This is a genomic window from Achromobacter sp. ACM03 (genome assembly GCF_014851665.1).
Taxonomy (GTDB): domain Bacteria; phylum Pseudomonadota; class Gammaproteobacteria; order Burkholderiales; family Burkholderiaceae_B; genus Achromobacter; species Achromobacter aegrifaciens.
This window is the reverse complement of sequence record NZ_JACVAD010000002.1, coordinates 1,287,988-1,298,945: the sequence shown is the minus strand read 5'-3', so window position 1 is coordinate 1,298,945 and position 10,958 is coordinate 1,287,988. Positions and strand designations below refer to the sequence as shown.

Sequence of the window (10,958 nt, the reverse complement as noted above, 5' to 3'; positions counted from 1 at the left end):
CGGGACCGCCCTTTTCAATCATTAACAATTATCGCTCCCGATTCCCATGTCCACGCCCACCCCAACCTTGAGCCACCTGGATGAAGCCGGGCAGGTCCGCATGGTCGACGTCATCGCCAAGACCGACACCGAGCGCGTGGCGATCGCCACCGCCAGCGTGCGCATGAACGCCGTCGCCTATGGCCTGCTGACCCAGCCGGGCCAGGGCAAAGGCGAAGTCCTCAACACCGCCCGCGTCGCCGCCATCCTGGCGGCCAAGCGCTGTGCCGACACCATCCCGCTGTGCCACAGCCTGCCGCTGGCCTTCGTCGGCGTCGAGTTCGCGCTGGACGACGCCGAACACCGCATCGACGTGCTGGCCACCTGCCGCACCAGCTACAAGACCGGCGTGGAAATGGAAGCCATGATGGCCTGCAGCGTCGCCGCGCTGACCATCTACGACATGTGCAAGGCTGCCGACAAGGGCATCGTCATCGAGCAAGTTCGCCTTAAGTACAAGGCAGGAGGAAAAAGCGGTGAATGGCGCAACGATTAATCTTCTCTACTTCGCGCGCGTGGCCGAACTGGTCGGCAAGCGCTCCGAAGCCTGGCCACTGGAAGGCGAGTCCACCGGCGCGCAGCTGCTTGCCGCGCTGGGCGAACGCTACCCCCAGCTGGCGCCCTCCGCGCGCCTGAAGCTGGCCATCAACCAGACCCACTCCAAGCCGTCCGCGCCCATCCGCGCGGGCGACGAGGTCGCGGTATTCGAACCCGTCACCGGAGGTTGAACGCCATGATCAGCGTCCAGGAAGCCGACTTCGACGGCGCCGCGCTCACGGCCGCGCTGCGGGAGAGCGCCGGCCCGGGCGTGGGCGGCATCGTCACGTTCGTGGGCTATGTGCGCGACTACGCGCCCGACACGCCCACCGACACGCTCTTTCTCGAACACTACCCAGGCATGTGCGAACGTGAACTGGAAGAGATCGCCGCGACCGCCCGCGCGCGCTGGAACCTGGCCGGCACGGTCATCGTGCACCGGGTGGGCGCGCTGCACCGCAATGCCCAGATCGTCTTCGTCGCGGCGGCCAGCGCCCATCGCGGCGACGCCTTCCGCGGCTGCGAATACATCATCGACGCGCTCAAGACGCGCGCGCCCTTCTGGAAGCGCGAAACCCTCGCGGGCGGCAGCAGCTTCTGGGTGGAGCAACGCCAATCCGACCAGGACCGCACGCAGTCCTGGGATGAAGACACCACCGCCTAGAAGAGGAAAATCCATGAGCGACGAAAGCCTTGTTTCGCTGGCCTGCGCCGTGCTTACGGTCAGCGACACCCGCAGCGCGGGCGACGACACCTCCGGCAATCTGCTGGCCCATAGCCTCGCGCATGCCGGCCATCAGTGCGTGCGCCGCGACATCGTCAAGGACGACATCTATCAGATCCGCCGCATCATGAGCGACTGGATCGCCGATCCCGAGGTGCAGGTGATCCTGACCACGGGCGGCACGGGCTTCTCGCATCGCGACCACACGCCCGAGGCCATCATGCCCCTGCTGGACCGCGAGATTCCCGGCTTCGGCGAGCTGTTCCGCCAGATCTCCTATACCGAGATCGGCAGCTCCACCATCCAGTCGCGCGCCTTTGCCGGCTCGGCCAACCAGACGCTGATCTTCTGCCTGCCCGGCTCGAACAACGCCTGCGAAACCGCCTGGGCGCAGATCATCCGCGAGCAGCTGGACAGCAGTCACCGCCCCTGCAATTTCGCCACCCATTTCAAGCAACGCGAAGAAGACAACTGACCCATGCTGGATTTTGATCAAGCCCAGACCCTGCTGGCCAACGCCGCGGGGCCGCTGCAACGCAGCGAAGAGGTGAGCCTGGCCGATGCCGCCGGCCGCGTGCTGGCCGCCGATCTCACCGCCACCGTGGACATACCGCCTGCCGACAACAGCGCCATGGACGGCTATGCGCTGCGCGTGGCCGACTGGGGCGCCGGCGTGCGCCTGCCCATCCAGCAGCGCTGCTACGCGGGGGAAATGCCGGAACCTCTCAAGCCTGGCCACGCCATCCGCCTGTTCACCGGCAGCCTGATTCCCGAAGGCGCGGATACGGTCGTCATGCAGGAAGACACCACCGAAGCCGACGGCCAGGTGGAAATCTCGCGTGCGCCCAAGGCCGGCCAGCACATCCGCCGCCGCGGCGAAGACACCATGGCCGGCGCACCGCTGCTGGCCGCGGGCACCGTACTTGAAGCCGCCCACGTGGCGCTGATGGCTTCGCAAGGCCTGGCCCGCGTGCAAGTCTTCGGCCAGTTGCGCGTGGGCATCCTGACCACCGGCGACGAGCTGGTGCTGCCCGGCCAGCCACGCGCGGCCGAGCAGATCTACAACTCCAACGGCCCCATGCTGGCCGCCCTGGCGCGCGGCATGGGCGCCCTGCCCGTGCACGTGCTGCACGCCCGCGACACCGAGGCCGACCTGCACGCCGCATTCAAGACGCTGCTGGCCGATTGCGACCTGGTGGTGAGCGTGGGCGGCGTGTCGGTGGGCGAACGCGATCTGGTCAAGCCCGCGCTGGCCTCGCTGGGCGGCGAACTGGCGCTATGGAAGGTGCGCATGAAGCCGGGCAAGCCGGTGGCGCTGGCGCAGATCGACGGCAAGCCCGTGGTCGGCCTGCCCGGCAACCCAGTGTCGGCCTACGCCGTGTTCACCCTGCTGGTGACGCCGCTGATGCGCCGCATGCAGGGCCGCGAAACCCTGTTCCCGCCGACCAGCCTGCTGCCGCTGCGCACCGAGCATCCGCGCCAGGACAGCCGCGAGGAATTCCTGCGCGTGCAGCGCCGTCTGGCCGACGACGGCAGCGCCGAACTGGTGCCCTACGGCCATCAGGGTTCCGGGGTGATCAGCTCGCTGCCCTGGGCGACGGGCCTGGCCCGACTGCCGGCCGACGTGCAAGTGCAGGACAAGGACCGGGTCGCCTACTACGACCTGCGTCACTGGCTGGCGTAGCGCTCGGCCCGCGCCAGCTCATCTGGCGTGTTGACGTTCATGAAGGCATCGGGCGCGTCGTCGAAGCAGGCTTCGACCGCGCCCATCCTCGCCTGCCACAGCCCTACCTTGCGGTCCCCGGCCCGCAGGTATGCCAGCAGATCGGGCAATAGCGACGTGCGCAAGGCCATGCAGGCCGAATGGCGCTGTCCGTCCGCCACCGCATAGGCCATGGGCGCATTGGCGGACTCGGCCGCGCGCACCAGGCGCGCTGCCAGATCCTTGGGCAGGAACGGCGTATCGCAAGGCGCCACCACCAGCCAGGCCTCCTGGCGTGCGGCCTCCAGGCCCGCGGCAATGCCCAGCAGCGGCCCTTGCCAGGCGCCCAGATCGGCTTCGCCGTCCTGCACGACGGCGCCGTAGCGAGCATAGAGATCCAGGTGACGATTGGCGCTGATGACGAGGCGCGACACCTGCGGCGCCAGGCGGCGCGCCACGTGCGCCACCATGGGCTCGCCGCGCAACACGACCAGGCCCTTGTCCTGTCCGTTCATGCGCGCGCCCTGGCCGCCCGCGAGGATCAGGCCGGCGATGCCCTTGCTGGCAAACGCTTCAGCCACCGATGTAGCTCATCTCGATCTTGCGCGCCGGGTCGGCCATGTTGCGGCCGCGCAGCTCGGAATAATGGTCGTTGCGCCCCGCCCAGATGCCCGCGATGATGCCGGCGAGTTCGGCATCGCTGGCCCCGTCGCGCAGCGGCGCGCGCAGGTCGTAGCCATCGTGCGCAAACAGGCACAGGAAGAGCTTGCCTTCCGGCGACAGGCGCGCGCGCGTACAGCCGCCGCAGAAGGCGTGCGTGACGCTGGAGATGACGCCGATCTCGCCGCCGCCGTCCAGGTAGCGCCAGCGTTCGGCCACGCGGCCCATTTCGCCGCTGGCCACGGGTTCCAGCGGATAGGCCGCGCCGATACGGTCCAGCACTTCCTGGCTGGGCACCACCTCGGCAAGATTCCAGCCGTTGGTATTGCCCACGTCCATGTATTCGATGAAACGCAGGATGTGGCCGGAATGGCGGAAGCGTTCAGCCATGGGCAGGATCTGGCCGTCGTTCAGGCCGCGCCGCACCACCATGTTGACCTTGACCGGCGCGAGCCCGGCCTCGGCCGCGGCGTCGACGCCGCGCAGCACGTCGTCGGGCGTGAAGCCGCTGTCGCTCATGCCCTGGAACATGGCCGGGTCCAGCGCATCCAGGCTGACGGTGACACGCGTGAGCCCGGCGCTCTTGAGCGCCTCGGCCTTGCGCGCCAGCATGCTGCCGTTGGTGGTCAGGGTCAGGTCCAGCGGGCGGCCGGCGGGCGTGCGCAGGTCGGCCAACTGGCCCACCAGGTTCTCGATATGCTTGCGCAGCAGCGGCTCGCCGCCCGTCAGGCGGATCTTCTCCACGCCCAATTGCGTGAAGATGCCCGCCAGGCGGCTGATTTCCTCGAACGACAGCAGCGCCGAATGCGGCATGAAGGTGTAGCTGCTGTCGAAGACTTCGCGCGGCATGCAGTAGGTGCAGCGGAAGTTGCAGCGGTCCGTGACCGAAATCCGCAGGTCGCGCAAGGGACGCGCTCGCTGGTCCAGCGCGGGCTGTCCGTGCGGCGGCAGTTCGCCGGGCGCCAGCGGGCCGCTGCGGCGATCGGCAAGAAAGATCACTTTGCTCATGGGAGCATCATATCCCGGCGCATCGCGTTTCGCGCTCATGGAAAGGCCTCCTGCAGCGACTGCAGCCTGCCGGTGTCGCGGGCGTCGTAGCCCGCCAGCTGGCCGACGTAGCCGACGTAGTCCGGGCTGCGCATGATGGACAGCAGGTCGCGCATGGCCGGCGTCTCCAGCGAGGCCTTGCGGATGGCGAAGAAATAGCGTTCCCGCACCAGCGGGATGAAGTCCAGCCCGAAGCGGCAGGCGGCCGTTTCCACCCCTACGCCCGTGTCGGCCATGCCGCTGGCGATGTGCGCGGCAATGGCCATATGGGTGAACTCGTTGGTTTCGTAGCCCTGGACCTCGCTGATCGAGACCCCCGCCCGCTGCAGCATCAGGCCCACCAGATAACGCGTGCTGGAGCCGATCTGGCGGTTGACGAAACGTACGTCGGGCCGCGCCAGGTCAGCCATGCCGCGTATGTGCTTGGGGTTGCCGGCGGTGACGAACAGGCCCGCATTGCGCACCGCCAGGTGGATCAGCATGTACTCGTCAGCATGCAGCCATTGGGCGTAGCGCTCCATGATGGGCGCTTCGAAATCGCCCAGCGGCACCTGGAAGCCCGCCAGGTCGCACTCGCGACGCTCCAGCGAGGCCAGCGCCTCGATGGCGGTGCGGTAGCGCAACTCCAGGCCCGGCTTGCGGTTGCCCATGTGCTGCATCAGCGACTCCACCGCGAAGCCGTGGCTGGCATGCAGCCGCAGATGCGGGCCGCTCTCGGGCAGCAGGCGCTCCAGCTCTTCCTGCAGTTCCGAGGCCATGCTGTCCAGCGTGGGCATCAGGCGCGCCTCGATACGGCGGTTGGCCCACAGCAGGCGCTGCGCGAACGGCGCCAGCTGCGTGCCCTGGCGGCGGTTGGTGATGAGCAACTGCGTGCCGAAGATTGCCTCGAAACGGCGCAGCACGCCCCAGGCATGCCGGTACGACAGGCCGCAGGCGCGACAGGCCCCGGCAATATTGCCAGTGGCATCGATCGCGGACAGCAGCGCCAGCATATCCTGCAATGGCACGGGTGCCGGGTCGTCGTCTCCGCCCAGGGTCCATTGCGGCCGCAGGCCGATACGGAACTTATATGTCATTTATTTCTTATTGAAGACGGTGAATTACCCCGTTAGAGTACACAAATAACGCGGTTGGAGGGAGTTTTATATGTTTTTTAAAACATATAACACCGAACAACATCCAGCCCGGCACAACAGCAACACAGGAGGAGACCGACGTGCATCAGCGCGAGGCAACATCCGATCTGGCGTCCAGCGGCGGCGCCCGCGGCGGCCAGATGGCCCTGGACGCGGCCCAGGCGTCCCACACCCCGGCCATCGCGGCCACCGCCCGCATACTCGCCCGGCTGAAGGACCAGCCCGGCCCGCTGCTGCCCGTGCTGCACGCGGTCCAGCATGAACTGGGCTGTATTCCGGCCGCGGCGGTGCAGACCATCGCCGAGGCCCTGAACCTGTCCCGCGCCGAGGTCCACGGCGTCATCACCTTCTATCCGCATTTCCGCAGCGAACCCGCGGCGCGCCACACCCTGGAGGTCTGTCGCGCCGAAGCCTGTCAGGCCATGGGCGGCGAACATCTCGCCGCCCATGCGCGCACGGCGCTGGGCTGTGATTTTCACGCCAACAGCAAGAACGGCGATTTCACCCTGGAACCGGTGTACTGCCTGGGCCTGTGCGCCCAGTCGCCGGCGGTGATGATCGACGGGCGGCCCCATGCCCGCGTCACGCCGGAAAAGCTCGACCGACTGCTGGCCCGCACGCGGGAGGCGCAATCATGAGCTCCCCCATTGTCATCTACGTGCCGCGCGACGCCGCGGCGCTGGCCATGGACGCCGACACGGTGGCGCGCGACATCGAACGCGCCGCCGACGCCCGCGGTCTGTCCGTGCAGATCGTGCGCAACGGCTCGCGCGGCCTGCTGTGGCTGGAACCCATGGTCGAAATCACTACCCCGCAAGGCCGCATCGCCTACGGGCCGGTGCAGCCCGAAGACGTCGCCGCGCTGTTCGACGCCGGCTGGCTAAGTGGCGGCGAGCACCCGCTGCGCCTGGGCCTGACCGAAGAAATCCCCTATCTGAAGCACCAGGAACGCCTGACCTTCGCCCGCGTCGGCGTGACCGATCCGCTGTCCCTGCAGGACTACGCCGCCCATGGCGGCCTGCAGGGCCTGCAACGCGCCCTGGCCATGGAGCCCGGGCAGATCGTCGACGAAATGGTGGCTTCGGGCCTGCGCGGCCGCGGCGGCGCGGCGTTCCCGACCGGCATCAAATGGAAGACGGTCGCAGGCACCCCCGGCGACCAGAAGTACATCGTCTGCAACGCCGACGAAGGCGACTCCGGCACCTTCGCCGACCGCCTGCTGATGGAAGGCGACCCCTATGTGCTGATCGAAGGCATGACCATCGCCGGCCTGGCGGTGGGCGCCACCTACGGCTACATCTACGTGCGTTCGGAATATCCGCAAGCGATCGACACGCTGGAAGCCGCCATCGCGCGGGCGCGCAGCGTGGGCTGGCTGGGCGATGACGTGCACGGCAGCGGCCGCCGCTTCGACCTGGAAGTGCGCAAGGGCGCGGGCGCCTATATCTGCGGCGAGGAAACCTCGCTGCTGGAAAGCATCGAGGGCAAGCGCGGCGTGGTCCGCGCCAAGCCGCCGCTGCCGGCGATCTCGGGCCTGTTCGGCAAGCCCACGGTCATCAACAACGTGATTTCTCTGGCCACCGTGCCCATCATCCTGGCCAAGGGCGCCGCCTATTACCGCGACTACGGCGTGGGCCGCTCGCACGGCACGCTGCCGTTCCAGCTGGCCGGCAACCTCAAGCACGGCGGCCTGGTCGAGAAGGCCTTCGGCCTGAGCCTGCGCGACCTGCTGTACGGTTTCGGCGGCGGCAGCGCTTCCGGCCGGCCGCTGCGCGCGGTGCAGGTGGGCGGCCCGCTGGGCGCCTACCTGCCGGAATCGCAATGGGACGTGCCGCTGGACTACGAGGCCTATATCCAGATATCCGCCATGGTCGGCCATGGCGGCTTGGTGGCCTTCGACGACACCGTCGACATGGCGCGCATGGCGCGCTATGCGATGGAGTTCTGCGCCATCGAATCCTGCGGCAAATGCACGCCCTGCCGCATCGGCTCCACCCGCGGCGTGGAAACCATAGACAAGATCGTCGCGGGCGGCCCCGGCCGCGAGCAGCAGGTGCATCTGCTGCGCGACCTGTGCGACACGATGCTGGGCGGCTCGCTGTGCGCCCTGGGGGGCATGGCGCCCTACCCGGTGCTGTCGGCGCTGAACCACTTCCCGCAGGACTTCGGCATCGAGTCCTCCCAGTCTGCCGCGCACGCGGCCTGAACCCGAGACCGACATGCTAGAAACCGTCATCAAGCGCGATCGCGACCTGGGCACGCCGGCGCGCGAGTCCGCCGTAACCGTCACCCTGACCATAGACGGCCAGGAAATCACGGTGCCCGAAGGCACCTCGCTGATGCGCGCGGCCGCCGAGGCCGGCATCAACATTCCCAAGCTGTGCGCGACCGACAGCCTGGAGCCCTTCGGCTCGTGCCGGCTGTGCCTGGTGCAGATCGAAGGCCGCCGCGGCTATCCGGCGTCGTGCACCACCCCCGCCGAGAACGGCATGGTGGTCTACACCGAAACCCCCAAGCTGCACGACCTGCGCCGCGGCGTGATGGAGCTGTACATCTCCGACCATCCGCTGGACTGCCTGACCTGCCCGGCCAACGGCGACTGCGAGCTGCAGGACATGGCCGGCGTGGTGGGCCTGCGCAACGTGCGCTACGGCTACGACGGCGCCAACCACCTGAAGAGCGAAAAGGACGAGTCCAATCCGTACTTCACCTATGACGCGTCCAAGTGCATCGTCTGCAACCGCTGCGTGCGCGCCTGCGAGGAAACCCAGGGCACCTTCGCCCTGACGATCTCCGGCAAGGGCTTCGAGTCGCGCGTGTCGCCGGGGCAGGACCAGCCCTTCCTGGACAGTGAATGCGTGTCCTGCGGCGCCTGCGTGCAAGCCTGTCCGACCTCCACGCTGCAGGAAAAGACCGTCATCATGATGGGCCAGGCCGAGCACTCGGTCGTGACCACCTGCGCCTATTGCGGCGTGGGCTGCGGCTTCAAGGCCGAGATGAAGGGCCAGGAAGTGGTGCGCATGGTGCCCTGGAAGGACGGCCAGGCCAACCGCGGCCATTCCTGCGTCAAGGGCCGCTTCGCCTGGGGCTATGCCACGCACAAGGAACGCGTGCTCAAGCCCATGATCCGCAAGCACATCACCGACTCCTGGAAGGAAGTGTCCTGGGACGAGGCGATCAACTATGCGGCCTCCGAATTCCGCCGCATCCAGGGTCAGTACGGCCGCGATGCGGTCGGCGGCATCACCTCCTCGCGCTGCACCAACGAAGAAACCTGGCTGGTGCAAAAGCTGGTACGCGCCGCCTTCGGCACCAACAACGTCGACACCTGCGCGCGGGTCTGCCACTCGCCCACGGGCTACGGCCTGAAGCAGACGCTGGGCGAATCCGCCGGCACCCAGACCTTCGATTCCGTCATGCACACCGACGTGGTCATCGTGATGGGCGCCAACCCCAGCAGCGGCCATCCGGTGTTCGCCTCGCGCTTGAAGCGCCGCCTGCGCCAGGGCGCGCGCCTGATCGTGATCGATCCGCGCCGCATCGAACTGGTCAGTTCGCCGCACATCAAGGCCGACTTCCACCTGCAGGTGCGCCCCGGCACCAACACCGCCCTGCTGTCCTCGTTGGCCCACGTGATCGCCACCGAAAACCTGATCGCCGAGGACTTCGTGGCTGAACGCTGCGAAGCCAAGGCCTTCAAGGAATGGCGCGACTTCGTCTCGCTGCCAGAGAATTCGCCGGAAGCCATGGAAGAGATCACCGGCGTGCCGGCGCAGGCGGTGCGCGGCGCGGCGCGCCTGTACGCCACCGGCGGCAACGGCTCGATCTACTACGGCCTGGGCGTGACCGAACACAGCCAGGGCTCCACCACCGTCATGGCCATCGCCAACCTGGCCATGGCCACCGGCAACATCGGCCGCGAAGGCGTGGGCGTGAATCCGCTGCGCGGGCAGAACAACGTGCAGGGTTCGTGCGACATGGGCTCGTTCCCGCATGAGCTGCCGGGCTACCGCCACATCTCCGACAACACGGTGCGCGCGCAGTTCGAACAGGACTGGGGCGTGACCCTGCAGCCGGAACCCGGCCTGCGCATCCCCAACATGTTCGAGGCTGCGCTGGGCGGTTCGTTCAAGGGCCTGTATTGCCAGGGCGAAGACATCGTGCAGTCGGACCCCAACACGCAGCACGTGGCGGCGTCCCTCGCTGCCATGGAATGCATCGTGGTGCAGGACCTGTTCCTGAACGAAACGGCCAAGTACGCCCACGTGTTCCTGCCCGGCTCCTCGTTCCTCGAAAAGGACGGCACCTTCACCAACGCCGAGCGCCGCATCTCGCGCGTGCGCAAGGTCATGGAACCCAAGAACGGCAAGTCCGACTGGGAAGTGACGGTGGCGCTGTCCAACGCGCTGGGCTACCCCATGAACTACAAGCATCCCAGCGAGATCATGGACGAGATCGCGCGCCTGACGCCCACTTTCACCGGCGTCAGCTACGAAAAGCTGGACAAGCAGGGCAGCCTGCAATGGCCCTGCAACGAAGAAGCGCCCGATGGCACGCCCATCATGCACATCGACGAGTTCGTGCGCGGCAAGGGCAAGTTCATGATCACCAAGTACGTGCCCACGGACGAGCGCAGCACGCGCCGCTTCCCGCTGCTGCTGACCACGGGCCGCATCCTGTCGCAGTACAACGTGGGCGCGCAGACCCGGCGCACCCCCAACGTCATGTGGCATGGCGAGGACGTGCTGGAACTGCATCCGCAGGACGCCGAGGACCGCGGCGTGAAGGACGGCGACTGGGTCGGCATCCAGAGCCGCGCGGGCGAGACCGTGTTGCGGGCCACGCTGACCGACAGGGTGCAGCCGGGCGTGGTATACACCACCTTCCATTTTCCCGAGTCCGGCGCCAACGTCGTCACCACCGACAGCTCCGACTGGGCCACCAACTGCCCCGAGTACAAGGTGACGGCCGTGCAGGTCACGCGCGTGTCGCAGCCTTCGGAGTGGCAACGCCAGTGGTCGCGCTTTGCGGACATCCAGCAAAAGCTGCTGCGCGAGCGTTCGCGAGAAAGCGAGGCGGCGCTGACCGGGAAATAACCGCCAGCCCGAAACGC

At 67.6% G+C, this 10,958-nt stretch carries 11 protein-coding genes; 8 read left to right on the top strand and 3 right to left on the bottom strand.

The window, feature by feature from the left end; genetic code table 11:
* Positions 1-46: 46 nt before the first annotated feature.
* From moaC to glp, 5 genes are read left to right on the top strand one after another with little or no spacing between them, the layout of a single operon-like run.
* The gene (gene moaC / locus IB257_RS14205) at positions 47-535 is read left to right on the top strand and encodes a cyclic pyranopterin monophosphate synthase MoaC (RefSeq protein ID WP_042794830.1); all 489 of its coding nucleotides are present in this window, start codon (positions 47-49) and stop codon (positions 533-535) included.
* The gene (locus tag IB257_RS14200; RefSeq protein WP_054451574.1) at positions 516-767 is read left to right on the top strand and encodes a MoaD/ThiS family protein; all 252 of its coding nucleotides are present in this window, start codon (positions 516-518) and stop codon (positions 765-767) included. The genes moaC and IB257_RS14200 overlap by 20 nt, the downstream gene beginning before the upstream one ends.
* Before the next feature lie 5 nt (positions 768-772).
* A complete protein-coding gene (locus IB257_RS14195) occupies positions 773-1,240 on the top strand; it encodes a molybdenum cofactor biosynthesis protein MoaE (protein ID WP_054451575.1) in 468 nt (155 codons plus the stop codon).
* Between the two features lie 13 nt (positions 1,241-1,253).
* Positions 1,254-1,775 carry a molybdenum cofactor biosynthesis protein B gene (moaB, locus tag IB257_RS14190; protein ID WP_054451576.1) on the top strand — a complete coding sequence of 174 codons (522 nt, stop codon included), beginning with the start codon at positions 1,254-1,256 and terminating at the stop codon, positions 1,773-1,775.
* 3 nt (positions 1,776-1,778) lie between these two features.
* Positions 1,779-2,984, top strand: coding sequence for a gephyrin-like molybdotransferase Glp (glp, locus tag IB257_RS14185; protein ID WP_054451577.1), 1,206 nt, complete (start codon positions 1,779-1,781; stop codon positions 2,982-2,984).
* On the opposite strand, the gene mobA is transcribed toward glp, so the two are convergent.
* Genes mobA through IB257_RS14170 form a run of 3 tightly spaced genes read right to left on the bottom strand, consistent with a single transcriptional unit; the run spans position 2,969 to position 5,785 of the window.
* Positions 2,969-3,583, bottom strand: a complete 615-nt coding sequence (gene mobA, locus IB257_RS14180; RefSeq protein ID WP_370540107.1) for a molybdenum cofactor guanylyltransferase MobA — start codon at positions 3,581-3,583, stop codon at positions 2,969-2,971. The genes glp and mobA overlap by 16 nt on opposite strands.
* Complete coding sequence (gene moaA, locus IB257_RS14175) at positions 3,576-4,670, bottom strand: GTP 3',8-cyclase MoaA (RefSeq protein WP_119449253.1); 1,095 nt, start codon at positions 4,668-4,670, stop codon at positions 3,576-3,578. The genes mobA and moaA overlap by 8 nt, the downstream gene beginning before the upstream one ends.
* 35 nt (positions 4,671-4,705) lie before the next feature.
* Entirely contained in the window at positions 4,706-5,785 is a 1,080-nt protein-coding gene (locus IB257_RS14170) for a substrate-binding domain-containing protein (RefSeq protein ID WP_054451578.1), read from the bottom strand.
* Positions 5,786-5,925: 140 nt separating this feature from the next.
* Between IB257_RS14170 and IB257_RS14165 the strand changes: the two genes are divergently transcribed.
* Genes IB257_RS14165 through fdhF form a run of 3 tightly spaced genes read left to right on the top strand, consistent with a single transcriptional unit; the run spans position 5,926 to position 10,941 of the window.
* Positions 5,926-6,483 (top strand): formate dehydrogenase subunit gamma, encoded by a 558-nt coding sequence (locus IB257_RS14165; protein WP_054451579.1) that lies wholly within the window; start codon positions 5,926-5,928, stop codon positions 6,481-6,483.
* On the top strand, positions 6,480-8,051 hold the full coding sequence (locus IB257_RS14160; RefSeq protein ID WP_192492453.1) for an NADH-quinone oxidoreductase subunit NuoF: 1,572 nt from the start codon (positions 6,480-6,482) through the stop codon (positions 8,049-8,051). Before IB257_RS14165 ends, IB257_RS14160 begins: the two co-directional genes overlap by 4 nt.
* A 13-nt stretch (positions 8,052-8,064) precedes the next feature.
* Complete coding sequence (fdhF, locus tag IB257_RS14155) at positions 8,065-10,941, top strand: formate dehydrogenase subunit alpha (RefSeq protein ID WP_054451581.1); 2,877 nt, start codon at positions 8,065-8,067, stop codon at positions 10,939-10,941.
* The last annotated feature ends 17 nt before the right edge of the window (positions 10,942-10,958 follow it).

Bases quoted from the DNA above. Each gene is read 5' to 3' on its own strand.
- moaA (WP_119449253.1), bottom strand. From the start codon at position 4,670: ATGAGCAAAGTGATCTTTCTTGCCGATCGCCGCAGCGGCCCGCTGGCG.
- IB257_RS14170 (WP_054451578.1), bottom strand. From the start codon at position 5,785: ATGACATATAAGTTCCGTATCGGCCTGCGGCCGCAATGGACCCTGGGC.
- fdhF (WP_054451581.1), top strand. From the start codon at position 8,065: ATGCTAGAAACCGTCATCAAGCGCGATCGCGACCTGGGCACGCCGGCG.
- glp (WP_054451577.1), top strand. From the start codon at position 1,779: ATGCTGGATTTTGATCAAGCCCAGACCCTGCTGGCCAACGCCGCGGGG.
- IB257_RS14160 (WP_192492453.1), top strand. From the start codon at position 6,480: ATGAGCTCCCCCATTGTCATCTACGTGCCGCGCGACGCCGCGGCGCTG.
- moaC (WP_042794830.1), top strand. From the start codon at position 47: ATGTCCACGCCCACCCCAACCTTGAGCCACCTGGATGAAGCCGGGCAG.
- IB257_RS14195 (WP_054451575.1), top strand. From the start codon at position 773: ATGATCAGCGTCCAGGAAGCCGACTTCGACGGCGCCGCGCTCACGGCC.
- moaB (WP_054451576.1), top strand. From the start codon at position 1,254: ATGAGCGACGAAAGCCTTGTTTCGCTGGCCTGCGCCGTGCTTACGGTC.